Source organism: Brevibacillus sp. NPDC003359 (genome assembly GCF_042878995.1).
Classification (GTDB): domain Bacteria; phylum Bacillota; class Bacilli; order Brevibacillales; family Brevibacillaceae; genus Brevibacillus.
In genome coordinates, this window is record NZ_JBIAOR010000004.1 from 91,404 (window position 1) to 115,251 (window position 23,848).

Annotated in this window: 20 protein-coding genes and 1 tRNA gene; 15 read left to right on the forward strand and 6 right to left on the reverse strand. The window is 48.8% G+C overall.

Translation table 11 applies throughout. The features are described from left to right. Positions 1 to 358 precede the first annotated feature (358 nt). From ACFYU8_RS14375 to ACFYU8_RS14390, 4 genes are read left to right on the forward strand one after another with little or no spacing between them, the layout of a single operon-like run. A complete protein-coding gene (locus ACFYU8_RS14375) occupies positions 359 to 787 on the forward strand; it encodes a MarR family winged helix-turn-helix transcriptional regulator (RefSeq protein WP_390300391.1) in 429 nt (142 codons plus the stop codon). A gap of 9 nt (positions 788 to 796) precedes the next feature. Further along, positions 797 to 1,456, forward strand: coding sequence for an HlyD family secretion protein (locus ACFYU8_RS14380; protein ID WP_390300389.1), 660 nt, complete (start codon positions 797 to 799; stop codon positions 1,454 to 1,456). A gap of 6 nt (positions 1,457 to 1,462) precedes the next feature. Beyond that, the gene (locus tag ACFYU8_RS14385) at positions 1,463 to 2,692 is read left to right on the forward strand and encodes an efflux RND transporter periplasmic adaptor subunit (protein WP_390300387.1); all 1,230 of its coding nucleotides are present in this window, start codon (positions 1,463 to 1,465) and stop codon (positions 2,690 to 2,692) included. Between the two features lie 15 nt (positions 2,693 to 2,707). Continuing rightward, positions 2,708 to 4,282: a DHA2 family efflux MFS transporter permease subunit gene (locus tag ACFYU8_RS14390; protein ID WP_390300385.1), complete on the forward strand. Its 1,575-nt coding sequence runs from the start codon at positions 2,708 to 2,710 to the stop codon at positions 4,280 to 4,282. A gap of 168 nt (positions 4,283 to 4,450) precedes the next feature. On the opposite strand, the gene ACFYU8_RS14395 is transcribed toward ACFYU8_RS14390, so the two are convergent. Beyond that, positions 4,451 to 5,395 carry a DMT family transporter gene (locus tag ACFYU8_RS14395; protein WP_390300383.1) on the reverse strand — a complete coding sequence of 315 codons (945 nt, stop codon included), beginning with the start codon at positions 5,393 to 5,395 and terminating at the stop codon, positions 4,451 to 4,453. Between the two features lie 130 nt (positions 5,396 to 5,525). Between ACFYU8_RS14395 and ACFYU8_RS14400 the strand changes: the two genes are divergently transcribed. Further along, a complete protein-coding gene (locus ACFYU8_RS14400; protein ID WP_390300381.1) occupies positions 5,526 to 6,269 on the forward strand; it encodes an N-acetylmuramoyl-L-alanine amidase family protein in 744 nt (247 codons plus the stop codon). On the opposite strand, the gene ACFYU8_RS14405 is transcribed toward ACFYU8_RS14400, so the two are convergent. Further along, positions 6,240 to 7,052 carry a divergent polysaccharide deacetylase family protein gene (locus ACFYU8_RS14405; protein WP_390300379.1) on the reverse strand — a complete coding sequence of 271 codons (813 nt, stop codon included), beginning with the start codon at positions 7,050 to 7,052 and terminating at the stop codon, positions 6,240 to 6,242. The genes ACFYU8_RS14400 and ACFYU8_RS14405 overlap by 30 nt on opposite strands. Positions 7,053 to 7,163: 111 nt before the next feature. Here ACFYU8_RS14405 and polA point away from each other — a divergent pair, with 111 nt between their 5' ends. The 5 genes from polA (at position 7,164) to ACFYU8_RS14430 (ending at position 13,185) form a co-directional block, all read left to right on the forward strand. Beyond that, on the forward strand, positions 7,164 to 9,812 hold the full coding sequence (gene polA, locus ACFYU8_RS14410) for a DNA polymerase I (RefSeq protein WP_390300377.1): 2,649 nt from the start codon (positions 7,164 to 7,166) through the stop codon (positions 9,810 to 9,812). Positions 9,813 to 9,860: 48 nt separating this feature from the next. Next, positions 9,861 to 10,691: a DNA-formamidopyrimidine glycosylase gene (mutM, locus tag ACFYU8_RS14415; protein WP_390300375.1), complete on the forward strand. Its 831-nt coding sequence runs from the start codon at positions 9,861 to 9,863 to the stop codon at positions 10,689 to 10,691. 102 nt (positions 10,692 to 10,793) lie between these two features. After that, the gene (gene coaE / locus ACFYU8_RS14420; RefSeq protein WP_390300373.1) at positions 10,794 to 11,402 is read left to right on the forward strand and encodes a dephospho-CoA kinase; all 609 of its coding nucleotides are present in this window, start codon (positions 10,794 to 10,796) and stop codon (positions 11,400 to 11,402) included. Next, a complete protein-coding gene (locus ACFYU8_RS14425) occupies positions 11,399 to 11,962 on the forward strand; it encodes a lytic transglycosylase domain-containing protein (RefSeq protein WP_390300371.1) in 564 nt (187 codons plus the stop codon). The genes coaE and ACFYU8_RS14425 overlap by 4 nt, the downstream gene beginning before the upstream one ends. Positions 11,963 to 12,138: 176 nt before the next feature. Continuing rightward, the gene (locus tag ACFYU8_RS14430; RefSeq protein ID WP_390300369.1) at positions 12,139 to 13,185 is read left to right on the forward strand and encodes a glyceraldehyde-3-phosphate dehydrogenase; all 1,047 of its coding nucleotides are present in this window, start codon (positions 12,139 to 12,141) and stop codon (positions 13,183 to 13,185) included. Positions 13,186 to 13,246: 61 nt separating this feature from the next. Here the strand turns inward: ACFYU8_RS14430 and ACFYU8_RS14435 are convergent, their stop codons facing one another. After that, positions 13,247 to 14,380, reverse strand: a complete 1,134-nt coding sequence (locus tag ACFYU8_RS14435) for an HD-GYP domain-containing protein (RefSeq protein ID WP_390300367.1) — start codon at positions 14,378 to 14,380, stop codon at positions 13,247 to 13,249. 137 nt (positions 14,381 to 14,517) lie between these two features. On the opposite strand from ACFYU8_RS14435, the gene nrdR reads away from it, so the two are divergent. From nrdR to dnaI, 3 genes are all read left to right on the forward strand, one after another. Next, the gene (gene nrdR / locus ACFYU8_RS14440) at positions 14,518 to 14,997 is read left to right on the forward strand and encodes a transcriptional regulator NrdR (RefSeq protein ID WP_106841730.1); all 480 of its coding nucleotides are present in this window, start codon (positions 14,518 to 14,520) and stop codon (positions 14,995 to 14,997) included. A gap of 154 nt (positions 14,998 to 15,151) precedes the next feature. Next, positions 15,152 to 16,591 carry a replication initiation and membrane attachment family protein gene (locus ACFYU8_RS14445; protein WP_390300365.1) on the forward strand — a complete coding sequence of 480 codons (1,440 nt, stop codon included), beginning with the start codon at positions 15,152 to 15,154 and terminating at the stop codon, positions 16,589 to 16,591. Between the two features lie 15 nt (positions 16,592 to 16,606). Beyond that, positions 16,607 to 17,539 carry a primosomal protein DnaI gene (gene dnaI / locus ACFYU8_RS14450; protein ID WP_390300363.1) on the forward strand — a complete coding sequence of 311 codons (933 nt, stop codon included), beginning with the start codon at positions 16,607 to 16,609 and terminating at the stop codon, positions 17,537 to 17,539. Here the strand turns inward: dnaI and ACFYU8_RS14455 are convergent. Beyond that, positions 17,516 to 18,157: a YdcF family protein gene (locus tag ACFYU8_RS14455; protein WP_390300361.1), complete on the reverse strand. Its 642-nt coding sequence runs from the start codon at positions 18,155 to 18,157 to the stop codon at positions 17,516 to 17,518. The two genes, dnaI and ACFYU8_RS14455, sit on opposite strands and share 24 nt — an antisense overlap. Positions 18,158 to 18,340: 183 nt before the next feature. Between ACFYU8_RS14455 and ACFYU8_RS14460 the strand changes: the two genes are divergently transcribed. Both ACFYU8_RS14460 and ACFYU8_RS14465 read left to right on the forward strand, forming a co-directional pair. Continuing rightward, positions 18,341 to 20,932 (forward strand): Ig-like domain-containing protein, encoded by a 2,592-nt coding sequence (locus ACFYU8_RS14460; protein ID WP_390300359.1) that lies wholly within the window; start codon positions 18,341 to 18,343, stop codon positions 20,930 to 20,932. A 170-nt stretch (positions 20,933 to 21,102) separates the two neighbouring features. Further along, positions 21,103 to 21,178 (forward strand) — tRNA-Ala (locus tag ACFYU8_RS14465). Between the two features lie 125 nt (positions 21,179 to 21,303). Here the strand turns inward: ACFYU8_RS14465 and ACFYU8_RS14470 are convergent. Continuing rightward, positions 21,304 to 22,047, reverse strand: coding sequence for a LytR/AlgR family response regulator transcription factor (locus tag ACFYU8_RS14470; protein ID WP_390300357.1), 744 nt, complete (start codon positions 22,045 to 22,047; stop codon positions 21,304 to 21,306). Continuing rightward, positions 22,022 to 23,734: a LytS/YhcK type 5TM receptor domain-containing protein gene (locus tag ACFYU8_RS14475; protein ID WP_390300355.1), complete on the reverse strand. Its 1,713-nt coding sequence runs from the start codon at positions 23,732 to 23,734 to the stop codon at positions 22,022 to 22,024. Before ACFYU8_RS14475 ends, ACFYU8_RS14470 begins: the two co-directional genes overlap by 26 nt. Between the last annotated feature and the right edge of the window lie 114 nt (positions 23,735 to 23,848).

The following is a 23,848-nucleotide window of genomic DNA, read 5'->3' on the forward strand; positions in this document are numbered from 1 at the left end:
AGAGGAAACAGGAGAAAAAAGCGAAGATCTTAGGGACACCGCCCGAGGCGCAATGAAAAAAAGAGAAACAAGCTCTTAGCGTCCACCTCTGAGACACCCCATGAATAGACCACTTTGGACGCGGGTTTCGCTTTTTTTCATGGAGCCGGGCAGTCAATCCCACAGCAGGTGGACCTAGAATCTGAGCGTTTTCTCCTGTTTCCTCCCCACCACGACAGTCCGACTAACGACTGCTTTTAAAAGGTTGCCTAGTTAAAGTTTAACCTGAAGAAATAGTTGTCAAGGATAGAAAAACGTCGTATAGTTTTCATGTGCTAAAATTTCGTGCACGAAATATTACTTAAGAAAGGAGTGCGTTATGAATAAACCATTACATATTCGGGACTTGTTGAAGCGGCTGAACAAGACATTTGGTTCAATGGCCACAAAAGAACTGTCCCAATATGGTGTAACTGTCCCGCAGCTAATGGTCATTCGAGAAATACATCCTGATCCGAAGACGATTGGTCAAATAAGCAAGGCCGTAGATTTATCGTACAGTACTGTCTCTGGGATCATTGATCGTTTGGAAAGAGAGCAACTCGTAGAGCGCGTGCGTGATGAGAACGACCGCCGTGTTGTCTGGATTCGCAAAACAGAGAAGATTAAAGAGCTGTTCGAAAAGGTTGATTTTTTCTCAGAGAACTTTTACAAGCGTATTTTCCATGGACTTTCCGATGAGGATTTAGACATCATTATTCAATCAATGGAAACATTGATTGTGAAACTAGAAGAACGAGAAAGTTGAGGAGAAACCATGAAGCGAAAACTGGTTTTGTATGTCATTTTGCTCCTGTTCGTGGCAGGTGGTGGAGGAATCGGTTACTACTATTGGTATCAAGGTGCACATTATGTGACCACACAAGATGCTCGGATTGCGGGAGACATTTATCGGATCATGCCCAAAATGACAGGCAAACTGACCGGACTCGCTGTCAAAGAAGGCGATACCGTTATAGCGGACCAAATCGTAGGGCAGCAAGATACAGCCAACGTAGCAACGACGATGCTGGAAAACAGCGTGTTGCGTTCCCCCATTACAGGTACCGTGATTAAAACGCAAGCAAAAGAGGGAGAGATTGTTTCGACAGGGCAATCGGTAGCTCTTGTGATCGACGAAAGCAAATTGTACATCTCCGCCAATTTGGAAGAGACTGAGATCGAACGGTTGAAGCTCGGCCAAAAAGTCGATTTTACGATTGACGCTTACCCAGGTAAGAAATTGGGCGGTCATTTGATGGAGATCGGAAAAGCGACGAATTCTACATTTTCCTTGATGCCAGCTGCCAACACGAGCGGGAACTTCACCAAGGTAACCCAGCGTATCCCGATTAAAATCGCCATAGATGATAAAGCAGGTCTGGACCTCGTTGCCGGATTGAATGCCGAGATCAAAGTGCACGTGAAGGAGATGTAATCAAGCATGAAAAAGACAGCACAATGGAAAACAATCGCTGCAGTCATGGCGGCCGTTTCGCTGATTACGGCGGGCTGTAGCGAGACATCTTCTGCATCGCAAGCGAGCGAGAACGTCCCTGTCGTGAAGACGTGGAAGGTGACCTCTGCCTCTACAGGTGTCATCGCCAATGGTAAGGTGGCAGCATCTGAGGAAATCCAAGTCGTCTCTAAAGTATCTGGAAAAGCAGCTAGCGTGAACGTAAAAGAAGGCGCAAACGTCAAGCAAGGCGATGTTCTGGTCACGCTGGAGGCAGCCGACTATCAGCAGCAGATCAATCAGGCACAGGCAGCCATTGCAGGCGCTCAGGCAAAGCTGAGAGATACGAAGGCAGGTGCACGCAATGAGCAACTGACGCAGCTTTCAAGTATTGTCACGCAGGCAGAAGCCAGCCTGAAGGTGGTCGAGAGCAACTACAATCGGATGAAAGCGTTGTTTGATGCAGGCGCATTGTCCCAAGCGGAGTTGGAGAAATCTTCGCTGGATTTGGAAAAGGCACGCACAGGTCTTGAACAGGCGCAAGCCCAGTACGATCTGGCAAAAGCAGGCCCAACTGCTGACACGGTAGCGGCTCTGCAAGCAGAAGTAAGCCGTTTGGGCTCCAATCTGGAGCTGGCGAAAAGCAATTATGACAATACCATTATTCGTGCGCCAATCACAGGTATCGTCGCCAAGCGCTCGGTTGATCCGGGAGAAATGGCAGCAGCCGGGACACCTCTGATGGTGCTTGTGAATATGGTGGATGTCAAAGTAGAAGCAAGTGTACCTGAAAACCAAATCAACCAAGTGAAGGTCGGCTCTACCGTTGATGTGAAGGTAGGCAGTCTGGGTGGGAAAGTGCTGAAAGGTACCGTTGAATTTGTCTCCCCGATTTCGGATGCCAACAGCAGTTCTTTCCCAGTTAAAGTGAAGGTAAGTAATCAGGACGGCTTGCTGCGCGCAGGGATGGTAGCAGAGGTCATGCTCCAAGGCCAGGCAACGACAGGAACAAAATTGCCGACATCAGCCGTGCTGGAGAAAGACAGCAAGCATTACGTCTATACTGTAAACGACAACGTTGTACATCAGGTGGAAGTTGCGGTGGACAATGCAAGCGGCGACTGGACAACTGTCACGAATGGCGTCAAAGACAATGATCAAATTGTGCTGAACCCGACAGACAAACTGTCCGAGGGCAGTAAGGTGATCGCAAACTAACGGGGGTGATGACACATGGCGGAAGCGGTGGCACACCGAGAGGAGAAAAGCGGGAACAGCGGCATGTGGCTGTCTCTTCTCGCAATCCTCTCAGGAACCTTCGTTGCGATTCTGAACAATAGTTTGATTAACGTTGCCCTGCCAGCCATGGTCAATATTTTTGGTTCGACCACAGAGACCATGCAGTGGGTATTGACCGGATATATGCTGGCAAACGCCGTCATGATTCCGATGAGTGGCTCATTGTCCGCCAAATTCGGGGCGAAAAAAATATTTGTATTCTCCTTATCCGCGTTTACTTTTTCATCTATCCTTTGCGCCTTGGCGTGGAGTGACTCTTCGCTCATTGCCTTTCGCGTCGTGCAAGGTGTAAGTGGGGGGATGATCATGCCAATCGGGATGTCGATGATTTACATGATCGTTCCACGTGAAAAGATCGGAATGGCATTGGGGATATTCGGGATTGCTTCCATGACAGCCCCGGCGTTGGGCCCGACATTGGGTGGGTATCTCATCGAATTTTTAAGCTGGCAATTTCTTTTTCTGGTCGGTGTACCCTTTGGTATTTTTGCGGTGATCATGAGTATCGTTCTGCTCAAGGAAACACCGAAAAAGCCAGAGTTGAAGTTCGACTTCTTGGGAGCATTTCTCGCCATTGTCGGCTTCGGAACGCTGCTGCTCGCCTTAAGTAAAGGGCAAGCAGAGGGCTGGACCTCCTTTTTCATCGTCAGTCTGTTTTTCACTGCCGTGATGAGTTTGATCCTGTTTGTTTGGGTGGAGCTCGGTAAGGAAAGTCCGCTGCTCGATTTGCGGCTTTTGAAGATTCCTACCTTCACTATTAGTATTTTGACTTCCGGCTTCGTTATGATGGGGATGATGGGCGGTATCTTCCTGATGCCGATTTTCCTCCAGAACATTCAGGGATTGACGGCGATGGAGTCCGGAATCCTACTCATGCCGCAATCGATTGCCATGGCGATCATGATGCCAATCAGCGGAAAGCTGATGGATAAATACGGGATCGGACCGATTGGGTTGATCGGCTTAACCATCATGAGCACCACGACGTATGAACTGCACAATCTATCTGCTGACAGTATGCACTCGTGGATCGATATGATCTTGACCATTCGTGGGATTGGAATCGGATTGTGCATGATGACGCTGTCTACAGTCGGGATGAACGCCGTCCCGCGTACCAGTGTAGGGGATGCCTCTCCGCTGTCCAACGTTTTGCGTCAGGTCATGAGTTCGTTTGCCATTGCGATTTTGACAGTGATCATGCAGGCGCGTCAAAATTTCCACATGGCGTCGATCTCTGACAACTTGAATACGGATATGGCGATGCAGTTTATCAGTGGCATTTCAGGAATGTATGCCCAAGTAGGGGTAGATGCGGCGAGTGCGACAGGGGGAGCTAGCGCGATTTTGTATGGAATGATGGCAAAAGAATCGTTGGTACAAGGCATCGGGGATACTTTCCTCGTATCGGTTGTCCCTATTGTCCTCTCGATTCCACTTCTGTACTTCCTGCATAAAAAGCCGAAAAAAAATCAAGAGGTACCAGCAACCAAGAAGGCAACAGCTTAATAGCAAGGGGCAATTCCGTAAGTCTTGTTGTCAAAGACTTCTCTGGAATTGCCCCCTTTTGCCTGTTAGGACATTACTTTAAATAACCAGTACAAAATCCGTCCTACGATGTAGCCAAGAAGAATTGTCCAGCCAATCTTCGCCCAAATACTCAGTCCCTTGACGAATTCACGTAAGCTTTTTCGGTTCTCCGGTTGCTTGTTCAATGGAGGACACTCCTTTAGTAGGTTGGTTAAAACGAATGAACACATAAATACCGGCGATAATGATCAATCCGCCGATCCATTGCGGAGTCGTTACCACTTCGCCCAAGATGAAGTAAGCGAGAATCGCGGTCCCGATCGGTTCTCCCAAAATCCCCATAGATATTGTCGTCGTATTGAGCCATTTAATGATCCAGTTGAAAATAGAATGACCGAGCAAGGTCGGGAACAGGGCGAGACAGAAGAACCATCCCCAATCCGCCGTAGGGTAACCGACGAGCGAATACCCGAGAGCCAGATCATAGGCGACCAGAATCACGCTGGTGGCCGTATAGACGACGAGTGTATAGGAAAAGGAGGACATATGCTGACGAACGTATTGCCCGACCAGCCAGTAGCCCGTCACGGTGACTGCTCCCATCAAAGCAAGGAAATCTCCCCACAGTGCCATGCCACCTACTTGAAAATCTCCCCAGCCAATCACGAAGCTTCCCGCAACCGCCAGCAAGCCGCCGGATAGAGCCAGAAATCGAATTTTTTCACCAAAAAAGAAGTAGCCGCCGATGAATGCAAATAATGGCTGCAACGTAACGAGTACAGTAGAACTGGCTACAGACGTGTAGTTTAGCGATTCAAACCACAAGAGAAAGTGGCTAGCCAAAAAGGCTCCGGATAAAAGACAGAGTAGCCATACTTTTTTGGATATATTTCCAATCTCTGCGATGGCACCACGATTCCATAATAAAAAAGGAAGCGTTAAGAGAACGGAGAAAATCAGGCGATACGTAGCGATAATCGGAGCCGGTGCATCCGATAGCTTCACAAAGATCGCAGAAGAGGAAATGGCGATCACCCCGATTAAGAGAGCCAAATACGGGGGGAATAACGGTTTTTCCAACGATTGATTCATCAGTACACCTTCTTATGCGGGTAAGGTCATGTTTCACTATTGTAATTGTACAGTTGGATTAAAAAATTCACAATGTTATGTGTACCTCGCCTCTTGAAAGGTTTCTTTTCAATCCGGTTATCCTACTGGCATGAGAAACTTACTGACTATTTTCCGCATCGCTGCTTTTATGCTTATCCTCATTTGTATCCCGACACGAAGCGAAGCATTGCCGCTCACCCCTTTTCACATTTTGATTGACGTTGGTCATGGGGGTGTAGATTCGGGCACTTCTTATGGGGATTTGTACGAAAAAGATATCAATCTGCAAATTGCCAAACAACTCTACCAACAGTTGACAGAAGCTGGCTATACGGTGGCCTTGAATCGGAACAAAGATATCGCACTGAGCGATGAGAATCGGTGGTTGGACAACCGATCGAGGCATATTCGGGATCTAGCGCAGAGGAAGAATTTGGCGAAAGAGATTGGTCCCCAGATGTTGCTCAGCCTGCATGTGAACTGGGCGTCTAATTCACGGCGACGGGGTGCCATTCTTTTGTACCAGGATACCGAACAAAGCTATATGCTGGCAGAACTGCTGCAAAACTCCCTGAACAAGCTGACAGGGACGAACAACCAACCAGTCAGGGGCAAGACGTACTACATGCTTCGTCATAACTACTGTCCGTCTGTCATCGTGGAGATGGGTTTTATCAGCAATGCGCATGACCGCCAAATGTTAACGAATCCCAAAGCACAAGAAAAAATCGCTCAGGCCATTACAGAAGCCGTGAGCGAATACGTAAAGCTGTCGGGAAATCTGAAAACGGGGGCTAGTGTGAAGGAGAGCTGGTGGCGAAAATTAATGAGCAATTTGCTGGATAAGCTTTGAAATGGTTACAAATTCGGCCTCCTTCTGAATTCGCGGGATGTACTGGCGCAGAACGGAGGCTGTTTTCTTGCCAGGAGGTCCAACGTGACCAATTGCGATACAGATGGGATGATTGTGGATTCGTTTGCAGACGAGCTCCATTTGCTTCGTGATATGCGGGACAGAATATACGTCATCGAGAAAAATTTGATTCACTGCATGGGGCACGCCCATTTCAGCTGCGACTTTCCCCGCCACGCTTTTATCAGTGGTCTTGCTATCCAAGTAAATGAGCCCACGCTCTTTGACGACCTTCATGATGATGCGCATGATTCGCTCGTCAGCCGTAATTTTTGAGCCCATATGGTTGTTCATTCCAATCGCATGTGGCACATCGTCAATCGCTTTCTCAACGCGACTACGAATCTCATCGTCGGACAGATCAGCTGTAATGGCTCCAGGACCGAGCCAGGAGCGTTTTCCTTTCATCGGCTCCATCGGCATGTGAACGAGTACATCATGTCCTTTTTGATGGGCGAGCTCGGCATCCTGCTTCGTGCTAGGCAGAAACGGCATGACGGCAACAGTTAGTGGGACTGGCATCGTTAATATTTCTTCCGTTCCCTGCATGTTGTTCCCGAAATCGTCAATGACAAATGCCATCAGTTTTTTGACGGCGGGTGCGGGGGCTGGATCGGGGTTTGCCGTCACTGGAATCGCTCCCAGGGAAAGACATAGCGTGAGCAAGAGCGGAATCAATTTCCTCCAATACAAAGGATCACCTTCCTTGTCCATTTTTTTCATAGTCTGTTCAATCACCTTGTTCTTTACCCGCCATATCTACAGCTTGGCTTTGATGTTTGCCCTATGTTACGATTAAAGATAGTAGTTTTGTAACGAGAGGGGTCGAATTCCTTGAGTCATTTTGTGTTGATTGATGGAAACAGTGTTGCGAACCGAGCGTTTTATGCGCTCCCTTTGTTGTCCACATCGGCAGGACTGCATACGAACGCAGTGCTGGGCTTTACGACTATGCTGTTAAAAGTGTTGGAGGAAATGAAGCCAACGCATATCATGGTTGCTTTTGACGCGGGAAAAGTCGTGTTTCGCCATAGCGAGTATGCAGAGTACAAAGGGGGACGCAGCAAAACTCCGCCGGAGCTGTCTGAACAGTTTCCACTGATTCGGGAGCTGTTGGATGCCTTCTCAATCAAACGCTTCGAGCTGGAAGGTTACGAGGCGGATGACATTATCGGTACGTTGACGAAGCAGGCTGATGAGGAAGCTTGGAAAACGACTGTCATTACCGGAGACAAAGATATGCTGCAGCTCGTGTCAGAGCATGTATCCGTCGCTTTGACGCGCAAGGGAGTCAGCGAAATCGAGCTGTACACCCCGCAAGAAATTCACGAAAAGTACGGCCTTAAGCCGCTGCAAATAATTGATCTGAAAGGCTTGATGGGCGATTCGTCCGATAACATTCCAGGTGTCCCTGGTGTCGGGGAGAAAACAGCTTTGAAGCTGCTGCACGAATATGGTTCTGTCGAGCAAGTACTGGAAAATATCGATAAAGTCTCTGGCAAAAAGTTGCAAGAGAACCTGCGTGAGAATGTAGACAAGGCGAACATGAGTAAAGCTTTGGCAACTATTTTGCGTGAAGCGCCTGTGGAGCTGGAAGTGCAAGAGACTGGTTATGAAGGCTATGCTGGCGTGCCTCTCAGCGAGTTCTTTAAAAAGATGGAGTTCAAATCGCTCTTGTCCAAGATCAAAGTGGCACAGCCAGCAGATGGAAGCGGACAAGCAGATGCCAAGCCGTTTTCGTTTGAGATGATTTCAGCGGAAAACAAAGCGGCATACGAATCCAAGCTGACTTCGCCGATGGCTCTCTACATCGAAATGGACGGGGAAAACTATCATCATGCGCCATTCCTGGGGATTGGACTGGCAGTAGAAGATACAGTGATGTTCGTTCCGTGGGACGTAGCCAAGGAATGGAAGGCACTCTGTGAGTGGCTGGCTGATCCGGCGAAGGAGAAGTGGGGATTTGACGGCAAGAGAGACACGGTTGGACTCGCCTGGCACGATTTGACGATAAAAGGCATCAGCTTTGATGTATACCTCGCATCTTACCTGCTGAATGCGACTGAGAGCAACCCGACCTTGGATAGTATTGCGGCACAGTACGCACAGACACGGGTATTGTCAGATGAAGAGGTGTACGGCAAGGGTGCCAAGCGGCTTGTTCCTGAAATGGACGTGCTGAGCGAACATGTGGCACATAAAGCGGCAGCAATTTGGCAGAGCGTGCCTGTCTTGCGCGAGCAGCTGGCGGAAAACGAAATGGAAAAGCTGCTCGGTGAATTGGAAGCCCCGCTGAGTATGGTCCTGGCTCTCATGGAAAAGCAAGGCGTGAAGGTAAACAGTGAGCGCCTCGTGCAAATGGGGGAGGACTTGGACAAAAAGCTCGCGGGTCTGACAGATCAGATTTACGAGCTGGCAGGAGGGACATTCAACATCAACTCGCCGAAGCAATTGGGTGAAATTTTGTTTGACCGCTTGTCTCTGCCTGTATTGAAAAAGACCAAAACAGGGCCTTCTACCAGTGCGGATGTGTTGGAGAAGCTGGCACCGTATCATCCGATCATCGATGCGATCCTGACCTTCCGTCAGCTCGGTAAGCTCCGCTCTACGTATATTGAGGGCTTGACCAAGGAAATCCATACGAAGACGAGCAAGGTGCACACGCTTTACAACCAGGCGACTACGGCGACAGGGCGCCTGTCCAGTACGGACCCGAATCTGCAAAATATCCCGATCCGCATGGAAGAAGGACGTAAGATTCGCGAGGCGTTTATCCCGTCAGAGGACGGCTGGTACATGCTGGCGGCCGACTATTCACAGATTGAGCTGCGGATTTTGGCGCACATTTCGCAAGACGAGAACTTGATTGACGCCTTCCAAAAAGGTATGGATATTCATACCCGCACCGCCATGGACGTATTTGGTGTGGGTGAGGAAGAAGTGACCTCGCTGATGCGCCGTCAGGCCAAAGCGGTCAACTTCGGGATCGTATATGGCATCAGCGACTACGGTCTGTCGCAAAACCTCAATATTACCCGCAAAGAAGCAGGGGACTTCATTGAGCGCTACTTTGATGTCTTCTCCGGTGTGAAGCGCTGGATGGATGAGATCGTCCAGCAGGCGAAGGCGGATGGTTATGTGACGACCTTGTTGAACCGCCGCCGCTACCTGCCTGATATTCGCAGCAGCAACTTTAACCTGCGTTCGTTCGCCGAGCGTACCGCGATGAACACGCCGATCCAGGGGACTGCTGCCGATGTGATCAAGCTGGCGATGATTCGCATGCAGGAGGCAATCGAGGAGAAAGGTCTCGCTAGCCGCATGCTTTTGCAGGTGCACGATGAGCTTGTATTTGAAGTGCCAGAAAGTGAGCTTGAGGTCATGCGCAAGCTGGTACCAGAAGTGATGGAGAGTGCGTTGTCCCTCAACGTGCCGCTCAAGGTGGACGTCAGTGACGGACGTACCTGGTACGATGCGAAGTAGGCATGCCTAGAACATAAAGATGGATAGACAGCGAGAGGAGGAGGGCATATGCCAGAATTGCCGGAGGTAGAAACCGTCGTACGGACTCTGCGTGGCTTGGTCATGGGAAAAACGATTGAGAGAGTAAGTGTACATTTGGCGCGTATTGTGCGTCAGCCAGATGACGTGGAAGCTTTCAAAGCTCTCTTGGTGGGACAAACCATCCAGGATATCCAACGGCGGGCAAAATTCATTCAGTTTTTCTTAAACGAGGACGTGCTCGTGTCCCATCTGCGTATGGAAGGACGCTATGGCATGTATCAGGCGGATGATCCCGTTGAGAAGCACACCCATGTCGTCTTCCATTTTACGGACGGAACGGAGCTGCGTTACCGGGATGTTCGCCAGTTCGGGACGATGGATCTGTTCCCTAAGGGGAAGGAAACAGCTGTCGGACCTTTGGCAAAGCTGGGAGTAGAACCGCTAGATAAGAGTTTTACTCCTGAAGTTTTGGGGAAATTGTTAAAAGGACGGTCAACAAAAATTAAGCCGCTTCTCCTAAACCAGGAATGTATTGTAGGACTGGGGAATATTTATGTGGACGAGTCACTCTTTAAAGCAGGCATTCATCCGGAGAAACCAGCAGGAAAGCTGACAGATAAAGAAGTCATTCGACTGCACGAAAGCATCGTCTCTACCTTGCAAGAAGCGGTAGAACAAGGGGGCAGTTCCATCAAGTCGTATGTGAACGGACAGGGCGAGATGGGAATGTTCCAGCAATCTCTATTAGTTTATGGACGAAAAGATGAGGCGTGCACGAAGTGTGGGGCCGAAATCGTTCGGTTTGTAGTCGGCGGCAGAGGGACACATATTTGTCCTCAGTGCCAAAAGAACCGGTAGTGACCGTTTCTTTTGGCGACCGCAAGCGGTCATCGTATTTTCATGAAAAACTTCGAGAAGTTTTTCACAAAGCAAATATAACATTTCTACCGAGGGAGGAGGATGGGCATGATACTAGGGTTAACAGGCGGAATTGCCACTGGGAAAAGCACGGTGACAGGTATGCTTAGAGAGCGCGGAATTCCTGTCATTGACGCCGACCAGATTGCCAGAGAGGTTGTAGAACCAGGTAAACTGGCCTATGAAGCGATCGTGCGCCATTTTGGACGAGAAATCCTATTGGAAGACGGTCAGATTGATCGGAAAAAGCTAGGTGAGATCGTGTTTTCGGACGAGTCCGAGCGTCAAAAGCTAAACGCCATTGTCCATCCCGAGGTACGCCGCGTTATGCGGGAAGAGGCCGAAGCAGCGGAAGCGAATGGAGCCGAGATCGTCTTTATGGACATTCCTTTGCTGTATGAGAGCAAGCTTACACATATGGTAGAAAAAATCGTGGTCGTCTATGCGCCCTACGAGATGCAATTGGCGAGAATGCTGGAGCGCGACGAATTGGAAGAAGAACAAGGACGTAAAAGACTGCGGGCGCAGTTTCCCATTGATCAGAAGAAGCAGGAAGCAGACTTTTTGATCGATAATTCTGGTTCGCGTGAAGAAACCGAGCGTCAAGTGGAGGCGGTATTAGCCGCGATTCGATCGGAGCGTCAATCATGAGTTTTGGCAAGCGTGCAGCATTAATTCTGCTCGTTTTGGTGAGCGTATTTCTGCTGCTAAACACGCCATTGGTGTGGAAATGGATGTACCCGATTAAATATGAGCAACAGATTGTGACGGCTGCACTGAAATACAAGGTGGACCCTCATTTGGTATTGGCAGTCATTCGTTCCGAGAGTGGGTTTGCGACAGATCGCGTTTCGAAAAAAGGTGCAGTAGGGCTCATGCAAATCATGCCGGAAACAGCGGAGTGGATCGTCAAGGAGGCAGGCTTCCGTCCTAAGGACAGTCAATACTTGTACGACCCTGTCATGAACATCGAGATTGGGACATGGTATCTCGATTTTTTGCTGTCCCGCTATGATGGGGATATCGTCAAAGTCATTGCAGCCTACAACGCCGGTCCGGGAAAAGTAAACGGATGGCTTGCGAGTGAGCAATGGAACGGACAACGAGAGACGATTGAGGACATTCCATACGGAGAGACCCGTCAATATGTTCAGCGAGTGCTCTATTATCATGATCGTTACAAAAATATTTACGACTTTCAATTGCGTTAAAAAAACCTGAAAAGCCGCTTCTCTTGCTGACAAGAGGGCGGCTTTTTCCTCTTTTTTTGGGTAGGGGAAATCGTCCAAATATTTATTTTTCAGTAAAACACATTGATAATTGTGTCATACTTATTATAATAAAAGTATCAGATAAGCGTAACTCAATTCGAGAGGGGTTTCTATATATGACAATTAAAATCGGTATTAATGGTTTCGGACGTATTGGCCGCATGGTATTCCGCCGCGCTATTCAGGACCCCAACATTGAAATCGTTGCAATTAATGCCAGCTATCCAGCGGAAACGCTTGCACATTTGTTGAAATATGACACCATTCACGGACGCCTGCAAAATAAAGTAGAAGTCCAAGACAACAAGATTATCGTAGACGGAAAAGCAACGGTCGTACTGTCTGACCGTGATCCGCTGAAACTGCCTTGGGGCGACCTCGGAGTTGAGATTGTAGTAGAAGCTACAGGCAAATTCAACAATCGCGAAGGCGCTGGCAAGCACCTGCAAAGCGGTGCGAAAAAAGTTGTCATTACAGCACCAGCGAAAGAAGAAGACGTCACGATTGTGATGGGTGTAAACGAAGGCATCTACGACCATGCTAACCACCATATTATCTCCAATGCTTCTTGCACGACAAACTGTCTCGCTCCAGTGGCGAAAGTTCTCAATGAAGCATTCGGAATCGAGCAAGGTCTCATGACGACCATTCACTCGATCACAAACGACCAAGTGAACATCGATAACCCGCACAAAGACCTGCGTCGTGCGCGTGCAGCTGGCGAGTCCATCATTCCAACGACGACAGGAGCTGCTCGTGCAGTAGGAAAAGTGCTGCCAGAATTGAATGGCAAGCTGAACGGTTTTGCCTTGCGCGTACCAACTCCAAACGTTTCGGTAGTAGACTTGGTAATCAATACGAAGAAATCAGTTACATTGGACGAAGTAAACCGCGTCCTGCGTGAAGCGAGTGAAGGCAGCATGAAAGGCTACCTCGAGTTCTGCGACGAGCCGCTGGTATCCAGCGATTTCAATGGCAACGATCACTCCTCGATCATCGACGGTCTGTCTACGATGGTAATGGGAGACAATCAAGTGAAAGTGATTGCTTGGTACGATAACGAGTGGGGCTACTCCTGCCGTGTCGTAGACCTGGTTCGCCACGTATCTGAGCAGCACAATCAAGCTGCACTAAAAGAAGCAGCTGCCGTTGGTGTAAAATAAGCAGCATAAACAAAACCCCTTTGCCGATTTCGAGCAAAGGGGTTTTTCGTTCCTTCGTATGTTACGATGAGGAAGAAGATTCGTCTAATGAGTTCACGTTAAATAGATCATCATCTTCAAAGCCGACAATAAACAGACGGATGTTCGCCTTGAGATCGAGGTCATAAGGGCTAGGGACGTTGTTTCCTCGGCCGTCTCTTATCACACGTACAGTAGGACGATGCGAATAGTCTGGATCAACCCGACTCACTACCCCGACTTCTCCGGTATTCAAAACGACGCTGCTTCCGATTGGGAAGATGGCAATGTGCTTGATAAAGGCATTTACTAGATGATGCTCGAACAGCGTACCGCCAGATCCAAACAGGTATTCCACAGCATCCTGTGGCATGTACCGCTTGCGCCATGGACGCGGGGAAGTCAAGGAGTCATAGATATCACAGAGGCCGACGATTTGTGCGAATTCGTGTACTTGCTTGCCAGATAATCCCTGTGGATAGCCGCTTCCATTTATCCGTTCATGGTGCTGCAAGCAGACGTGGGCGGACAAAAGCGAGATGTCATGCTGCTTTCGCAACAAATTAAAGCCAAGCATCGTATGCTCTTTGGCGATTTCCTTCTCTTCGTCCGTCCAACGCTCTGTTTTTAGCAACAGCTCTTCTGGCAGATTTACCTTGCCGATATCGTGTAGCATGGCACCTATCCCTAAGTTCATGAGCTGTGTGCGATTGTAGCCCAGTGACATGCCCACAGCAGTCGCCAGCACAGCCACATTCACAGAATGATGGTACAAGGATGGCGAATGAGTGGAGATCGTTGTCAAATGCCCAACCATTTGCTTGTTTTGCATCAGGTCGTCCAAAATCGAACTAAAGGCACGCTGAAAATGAAGGCCCATTTCTTTTAAGGAGATTTTCCGGGCCAGCTTGTTTGAGTTTGTAATTTGTTTGATCGTCTTCTCGATAGCTTCCACAGCTATTTGCCTGGTTTGTGGGCGAATCACTTCTTCCACAACGATGTCATTGGTACGGGGATCATCGATATATACCGAATCAACACCAGCTCGCTCTAATCCGGAAATGAGTCGTTCCGTTAATTGCATACCGGTTCCAAGCAGCACCTTTCCATCTTCTGTGAAGACCGTACGTCCCAATTTCATTCCAGGCTGTAGGTGTCTTAAAGATACTAAACGCATGACTATCCCTCCAACAGTACTATAATTGTACTCCATTCGACTTATGCTTTAAATAGGTACAAGGATTGACTTGACTTATGACGGGAAGATGAGGGACACTGTAGACAAGTATTGTCAGTATTGGAGTTGATTCTGATATGCGTTGTCCATTTTGCGAATATAATGGGACTAGAGTCCTGGATTCACGTCCTTTCAATCATAATAAATCCATTCGTCGTCGCCGTGAGTGCGAAGCCTGCGAGCGCCGTTTTACTACCTTTGAAATGGTAGAAGAAACCCCTTTGTTAATTGTGAAAAAGGAAGGAACGCGCGAGGAATTCAGTCGAGACAAGATATTGCGCGGGCTGGTGCGTGCTTGCGAGAAGCGTCCCGTACCATTGGAAGTGCTTGAAAATGTAGTGAACGACATTGAAAAAGAATTGCGCAGCTGCGGGCAAGCAGAGATCCCGAGCAATGACGTTGGGGAGAAGGTCATGGAGCGTTTATACCATGTCGATGAGGTCGCCTATGTGCGATTCGCCTCTGTATACCGCCAATTCAAAGATATCAATGTATTTATGAAAGAGCTGGAGGAGCTTTTGGCTCAAGCGCGCAACAGCTCGTTTCCAAAAGAATAGATAAGCTTTTTGATGCCAGACTCGCAACTTCTCTCCCACGCTCTTGCGGCCGATCCGCCAGGGCTTCTTTGGCTTTCCAGCTGATTTTTCCGCGAATGAATGGGTAGTCGTGCTATAATAAAAGAATCGAATTTTGTCAGGAAGGAAAGATCTGATGCGTCGTTTAGTTTGGAACGAGTTGTTGCCGAAGGATCGTTATCTGGTGCGGATGGCAAGACCGATTGGCTTCGCCGAAATGGGCTTTGTTACGCAGCTATACTTGCCGATCATCGGTGTCGAATCGTACGCTTTCTACCAACTGCTCGTCCATGGCGTGCAGGAGGTGAGCGGAGCCTCCTCAGAGGGGACCCATCGCAGTTTGATGCTGACGACTTCGCTTTCTCTGGATCGGCTATTAAATGCGCGTGAACGCCTGGAGGCTATTGGTCTAGTCGAGGTGCGCCGCAGGGAAAATCAGCAGCGTGACTATTATTACGAGTACTTGATCAAACCGCCGCTTAGTCCGGGTGAGTTTTTTGCAGACTATGTACTGTCGTTGATGTTGTTAAACAAAATCGAAAACGTTCGCTATTCGCAACTGCGCCAGCATTATGCAGATACGCTTGGCAGTCAGTTGGATCAAGAATACTCCATTGTGGAAAACGTTACGAAAGACTTCCATGATGTTTTCCAGTCGTTGAAACCATCGGAGCTGGAAGTGAAAAAAGGATCGGAGCGGGATCAGTTTTTAACCGAGATGGACACCAATTTCCCGCAAGCGCCGATGAAATCTGGCTACGAGGCACAAGTCAACCATTCGTTGAGTGTATCATCCTTGCGCCTGTACTTGCCGGATAATGCCGACTCGGCCAAAGTTTTGGAAGGCAAGAGCATGGAGCTGTTGTTCTCGCTTTGCCATTTCTATCAGCTGGACAGCTGGGGGATGGGGCAGGAGCTGCGTGATTGGACGCTGTACAAGTCGGATCGGAGTCTGGACGGAGAAGTTTTGCGCAAGCGTTTGGTACAACGCTACACGGAAGACAAGCTGTACCGAACGGTGCCTGCAACTGACACGGCAGAGGAAGGCTGGGGACCTGGTCGCTTGCCTGAGCCTGGCAGTGAAGCCTTTATCCGTGCTTGTCGCCAGCTATCACCGGTGACCCTGTTAGAAAAGGTCGTTGGTGGCAGAATCAGCAAGGTGTTTTTGGAACGGGCTGAAACGCTTGTATTTGCAGATGGGATGCAGCCAGATGTCGTCAATGCGCTGCTGCTTCATACGCTAGCGAGCATGCAAATGGAGCTGCCAAAAGCGTACATGGAGACGATTCGTGACAGCTGGAAAGCCAAGCGGATCGCAACAGTCGACGAGGCAGTCAAGCAGATCCTCGAACGTGCGGATCAACGGGCACAAACAGCTGAGAAGGCAAAAACGGGCAAGAAGGAATCTGCCCCTGTCAGACGGAATGGTCGAGCCATCTTGCAGGACAAGCTGCCTGCATCTGTCGAGTGGCAGCTGTCGCAGGAGAAAACCGCATCGGACGCTGAAAAGAAACAGTCCATTCAGGATTTTCCAGACTTGCAGAAAAGACTGGAAACCTTGCGAAAACGGAAATAAGGAGTGTGAGGGAACGTGGAATCTATCAGTGAGTTCATGCAAGAGCTCGCCAAACGAACACCGCGTCAGTTGCTGACACCGGATCAGCAGTTAGATAAAATGTTCCGTTCGTCAGCGTATTTAAAAGCATTTCAACAAGAGCATCCCGAATTGACTCGAGACGATTACCTTCGCTCGCTCTCCAACATCTATACGGCGGTCAAGGAGCAGTATTGGTGTGAGCGCTGTCCGGGTCTTGGCGAATGCCCGAATTTGGTCAAGGGGCATAGCACTCATTTGGAGCTGGCTCACCATCATATTATCACCTCGATTACGCCCTGTTCCAAGCAACTGTCGCACGAGGAAGAGATTCGCCGCCGCCGACTGATGCGCAGCTATTACGTTTCCGAAGAGACCTTGAACGCGAGTTTCGAAGGCTTGGTCATTGATTCCGGGAATCTGGCTATCGTAGATGCCGCGATTCAGTTCTGTGAAAAAGTCGGAACAGGCGAGCGGGTAAAAGGGCTTTATCTGCACGGGCCGTTTGGGGTTGGAAAAAGCTATATCATGGGTGCAATCGGTCGCGAGCTCTCTGAGCGCAATGTCGCTTCTTTGTTAGTTTATGTGCCTGACTTTATCCGGGAAATGAAGGACTCGATCTCGGATCAATCGTACGCAGGGAAGCTGGGGCTACTGAAAGAAGTGCCTGTACTGATCCTCGATGATATCGGTGCGGAGAACCTGACACCATGGGTGCGGGACGAGATTTTGGGAGTAATATTGAATCAGCGTGCAAACAACCATTTGCCTACGTTGTTTACTTCCAACTACGCACTGAACGAACTGCAAGAGCATTTGTCTATCTCCAACGGAAATCGGATCGAACAAACAAAAGCGGCTCGCATCATGGAGCGAATCCGCCATTTTGTCGATGTGTATGAAATTTTACGCGAGAACCACCGTACCTAGCGCTTGATTCCAGAGGCGAGAGAACTCCCAATACGTAAGGGCGAGTACTTCTCTCGCCTTATGGTACGGTCCAAACAGGACGTGTGACGTCGTCCCTACAGGAGAGGCGACAATTCCCAGTGAATCGGCCATGACCATTGCACGGGCCAAATGATAGTCGTGGCTGATGATCAGGGCGTCTTGTATATCATGTTCCTCCAAGACCTGCTGGCCGTACAGCAGGTTTTCGTATGTGCTGGTAGACTTGCTTTCTAGCAAAATGTCCTCTTCGGGAATTCCCTTGGCAACCAAGTAATTTCTGCTCACAGCAGCTTCCGTGATCGTTTTGCCTTCACCGAGGCCGCCTGTGACCAACAGCTTCGATACATAACCTTCATCATACAGAGTCACTGCCTGCTCGAGACGTTCGCGCAGACCAGGACTTGGCCCCTCACCCCAGACAGCTGCACCGAGGACAATGCCGACAGTTGCGTGCCGGGCGTTGGCCCCCTTAATCGTCTGTTCGATGCGGTACCAGTTGTAGCCCGACCATACTAGACCGAGCAGCATGATAATCTCCAATCCTATCAAAATACCGCGCCAGCAAGGACGCTGTACACTTGTCGTTCGATTTTTCATTCTTCGAAATCTCCCTCGTAGTCGCTCTCTTTACTTTAGACGTTTGAAATGGGGGCAAGTTACAAAGTTTGACACATGCCTGACACGAAAAACTAGTAAATTGTTTCTTGCTCTGTGCCGATATAGTAATGGTGGAATGGTTTCGAAGAACAGCAAATTTCATACTTGCGAGGGAGGCTAGCAATGTTCTGGAAAAAAACGATGCTCTTGTTTCTGGCCGTCCTGCTATTAGTGGGGACTGGAAACGCAGGGGTAGGATTGGCTGCCGATGAAATCAGCCGACTCGTTCTGTCCAAGAACGAGGTAACACTGGAAAATGGAGATTCTACCAACCTGACGGCTACCGCTATTTATGTGAGCGGAAAAACGGAAGACGTCACCGTCAAGACAGAATGGACGACACAGGATGCGAATATCGCTTCTGTTTATGCCGGACAGATCACAGCCAAATCGGTAGGGAAATCTACCATTACAGCTACTTACATGGGTAAGCCTGTTGTAGTAGGTGTAACCGTAACGAAAAAGGTAAAGGCACTGACAACAGAAGATCAAATGTTGAACGTACGGATCGGCGGCACGGAAAACGTAAAGCTGACAGCTGTATACAGCGATGGGACAACAGAAGATGTAACGACTAAAGCAGACTGGTCCATCGATAAGCCTGCGATTGCGACAGTAGTAAATGGAGCAATCAAAGGTCTGAATTCAGGATCAGGTACCGTGACAGCAAAATTCGGTAGCCAGACGACGACTATCTCTGTCAATGTCGAGATTGCACACAGACTGGAGCCTAGCAAAAACCAGGTTTCACTTTTGCTGAACGGCGAAGAGAAAATCAAGCTCAAAGCCATTTTCCCGGATGGAAGTGTAACGGAAGACGTTGCTGACAAGGCAGAATGGTCTTCAGACAATACAGCTGTAGCCGATGCGCTCAAAGGAAACATCAAGGCTTATGGAGCAGGTACAGCGACGATTACTGCGAAGTATGGAACAAAAACAGCGACGATCAAGGTCGATGTAGATACGACGCAAAAGCTGGAAGTAAACAAACAAAACATCTTCTTGAATGTAGGCAAAACAGAAGACATCGAGCTGAAAGCGACTTACGCTAATGGTGGTGCTTCCACTGTCGTGAACGACAAGGCTGAATGGTCTTCTGATCGCGAGGATGTTGCGTATTACAGCAATGGTAAGATCCACGCAGTCAAGTCCGGTGAAGCCGTGATTACGGCGAAATACGGAAACAAATCCGTTGAGGTACGAGTGGATGTAGAAGTTCCCCGTTCCTTGTATATCGTTCCTGCTTACTTGCCGATGAAAAGCGGGGATACGAAAGACGTAATTGTAAACGCGTCCTTCGCGAATGGTAAAAGTGAAGATATCACTTCAAAAGTAGAGTGGTCTTCAGACAATGCAGATGTTGTATTTGCAAGCGGCAAGACCGTATCCGCCTATAAGGCTGGAACGGCGAATATAACCGCTAAATACGGCGGAAAAACAGCGACACTGGTTGTCGATGTAGATATACCGCAAAACTTGACCGCAGATATCACGACAGTAGCGATCCCAGTGGGTGGCGCAAAGCAGGTGACGGTAAAGGCTTCGTATCCAGATGGAGGCTCTGCTGAAGATGTCACGCAAAAAGTCGTTTGGTCATCCAGTGCACCTAACGTAGCAAGCGTGCGTCAAGGCTTGATCACTGGTGTGTCAACAGGTGCAGCGACTGTGACAGCTACATACGGAACACGCACAGTGAACATTTCCGTATCGGTTGGTGTCATGCAGACATTGACGGTAGACAAGAAAAAGATCGTGCTTGGCAATGGCAAGTCCGAAACCGTGAAGCTGACAGCAGCTTACGCAGATGGAACCACTAAGGATGTAACAGATACAGCGACATGGAGCACGGCTTCTGCTGCTGTCGCAGAGGTAATGAACGGAAAGATCACGGCGACAGGAGCAGGGAAAACAACTGTAACAGGGACCTTCGATGGCAAGTCGGTTACGATTGCAGTAGAAGTAGACCAAGCGACCAACCTCTCCGTTGATCCTCGCCTACTGATCCTGAACATCAATGAATCAAAAGAGATCAAGCTGACAGCAACAGACTCCGCTGGCAACTCGGACAATGTAACCAACGACGCAGAATGGTCCTCGACCTCGGTTAAGGTAGCGGATGTGGTAAACGGCCGCGTAACAGGTCTCTCAAACGGACGTGCGACGATCACAGCGAAATACGGCGGCAAATCGATCAGCATCCCGGTAGAAGTAGGAATCGTGAGCAAGCTGGAAGCAAACAAGCGCTTTGTATCTACGAAGTCGAACAGCAACGTACAAGTAACCTTGACAGCTACCTTCTCCGATGGCCGTACCATGGATGTAACCAATCTGGCTGACTGGAAGACGGGCAACTACAAGATAGCAGACGTAACCAAAGGCCTCATTACAGGACGTGCCTACGGAAAAGCGACGATTATAGCGAAGTACAACGACAAGAGCGTGTCGATCCCAGTCGATGTCGATACGTTGAAGTACTTGAAGACAGATGTTGTTCAGCTCGTTATGAGCAAAGGCGAAGTGAAGCAAGTGAGCGCTTTCGCGACGTACATGGATGGCTCTGAGCAAAATGTCACCAAGCCAGCTCTCTGGACCACTACTCGCCTGTTGGTAGCCGATGTGAAAGACGGCGTCATCAAGGCGACAGGTTCGGGTAAAGCGACGATTTATGTACAGTATGGTGGGAAGAAGACACCGATTGTGGTGACGGTGAGATAGTAGATTGATAGGGAATAAGAGGAAGCCAACCGGTTGGGATCGGTTGGTTTTTTCTTCGGTTTTTTTCAGCAGGGACGGGGATTTATCAGATTTTTTCGCTTGCAGTGTACGCCGGGCGTGTGCTATACTGATTTCACTGAGGCGGTAAACGCTGGAAGTCACATACATATGGGGCATTAGCTCAGCTGGGAGAGCGCTACACTGGCAGTGTAGAGGTCAGCGGTTCGATCCCGCTATGCTCCACCATATAATAACAACGGAAACGGCAGAGATGCCGTTTTTTCTTTTTTGTAATATACCGCGCTTCTCTGAAAAAAGGAGCGAAAAGATACTCTCTCCCCGCTCCGTCCATCAATCTTCTTCCCCCAAACTCACAAATTCATCAAACCCCGAAACGCTTTCATTTTCCCTCTGCTAACAGGAATATCAGTCTGACTATCATCGTTCATCTTAATCAAATACGTATTATTAAACCAAGGAATGATTTCTTTAATATGCTTCACGTTCAAAATATAGTTTCGATGACTTCTAAAGAAAGAGCGGGACCGGTTCAAAATCTCCTCCAGCTCATTTAAGGACAAGTCGCACTTGTCGATACTCTCTTTTGTTGCAACATATAAATCTTTCTCCCGTACAAACGCAAAGAAAATCTGCCCTACAGGGATCGGGATGATCTTGTTGGTCTTCCGGATACAGACATGTTCTTCCATCGGGGGAACCGTCGGGGTGCGGTCATTCATGGCCGATCGGTTCCTCAGTGTCCTCACTTTTTGAATCACATCGTCCAATTTCGATTCCATGATCGGTTTGGTCAAGTACCCCACAGCCAGCGTGGAAAAAGCCTCCAGAGCGTGTTCATGATAGGCAGTCGAAAAAACGATCATTGGGGGTTTGGACATCTGACTCAATGTTTTGGCAAATTCAAGCCCATTCATCCCGGGCATCTGAATATCAAGCATAAGCAAATCAGGCTCGGAATTGAGAATATGGGGCAATGATTCCAGCGGATTGGTATAGATTGCGTCCACCTGGATATCAATATATTTTTTCAGCAAATATTCCAATTCGGAACAAATGGCTGGCTCGTCATCAATGATGATCGTCTTCAGGAGCATCTGGATGCACATCCTTTTCATATTCGGATAGCGGAGCGACAAAGGATACAACTGTTCCCAAACCAGGCTTGCTTTGAATCGTGAGGCCATATTTTTTGCCATAAACGGATCGAAGTCGTGAATGGACATTGACAAGGCCGATCCCTGTCGATTGGCTGTTCCAGATATCGGCCAAACGCTCTTCACTGATTCCAACTCCATTGTCTTCAATACTGATCTTCACTTCGTGGTCGTACGGTTCCACTCGAATCGTGAGTAGACAATCGCTAATTTTTGGAAAAAGTCCATGATGAATGGCATTTTCTACGATCGGCTGCAAAGTTAGGACAGGCAATTTGCGCTCCAACAGAGATTCGTCGATCTCCATGTTCACCTTTAATCGGTTACTAAATCTGACCTTCTCGATTTCCAAATACGACTTGATTCCGTCCAGTTCTTCTTGCAAGCTGTGATGATTTCCCTTGCTTTTCAAATTGCGCCTGAAGATATCACTTAAATGACCGATCAAGTTTCTCGCCTGATCAGGGTCTGTACGACAATAGGACATAATTGTCCCCAAGGTGTTGAACAGAAAATGCGGGTTGATTTGTGCTTGCAGGGCGCTCACTTCAGCCTGCTTCCGCATTTTCGCTTGATGCTCGATCTCCGCCAGTTCGATTTGGACCGACAGCAGCTTGGCCAGGCCGTCCACTAACTTCTCGTTGGTCTGGGACGTCTTGGAGGAAGAGGTTTTATAGTAGAATTGCAACGTCCCGATTTTCTGGTTTTGATGATACAACGATGCGGCGCTGATCGATTTTAGGCGAGGCGGACGCGGAAGAGCAAAATCTTTGTCGTGCCATACCCCTGTAGGGTGGGTCAAAACAGCCTCTGCTACTTGTGCGCACAGCGTCTCTTTCTGCAAATGTTTCTCCAGTTCATGGCCTTTTGCACAGAGCAGTTTTTCACGGTCGGTAATGGCGACTGCATCCACCCTGGCCATTTCACGGATGATTTCAGCGGTTTTTTTCGCAGAATATTCATTTAGCCCCGTCCGCAGATGAGGCAACGTCTGGCTTGCAATTGACAAGGCCAGGTTTGCCCCCAATGCGCCGGACTGGTCTTGCATCATTTTGAGATTTTGGAAAACGCGCGTGAAGAGCAGCAGTCCTGCAATGGTCATAATGGTGGTCGGGATTGCGATTTTTACTTCCAGTTCGAGTGCCGCAGAAAAAGGCTTGGCCATGAGAAGCACCAACACTTTTTGAATGAGCTCGGCTGCAACGCCAATCAGTACGATATGCTGCCATTTCAGTCGCAGCATATTCATTTTCGTACTTACGATCCCGGCCAAGAAGCCGTTCATTACGGTGGAGATGGCACAGGCGAATGCGGTAAATCCGCCTATCGAATAGCGATGAACACCTCCGATAAGACCGGCAAAAAAGCCGACGACAGGCCCCCCGATTAACCCACCCGCGACGGCACCGACAATGCGCGTATTGGCGAGTGCGTCATCGATCCGTACCCCCTTCTCCGTACCGATTACCGACAGAAACCCGAACAGCGTAGAGAGGATGACGATCCGCATCCAGTTGTTTTTCCCGTACACGATGTTCCGAAAGTAATCTAGTTGGCCGATGATAAGGGCGATGACTGCGATTACAGAGATGTTTTCAAGTAGTCCCAGAAGCATAGTGATTGTCATAACAGCCGCCTCCCTATGGAAAAGGGTAGCCCGATCCGGTCGAAAAATCAATGTAACTCAACTGGGTTTTTCGGCAGTTCAGATGCCGTTTTTGCATATTCGGAAGTATTCAAT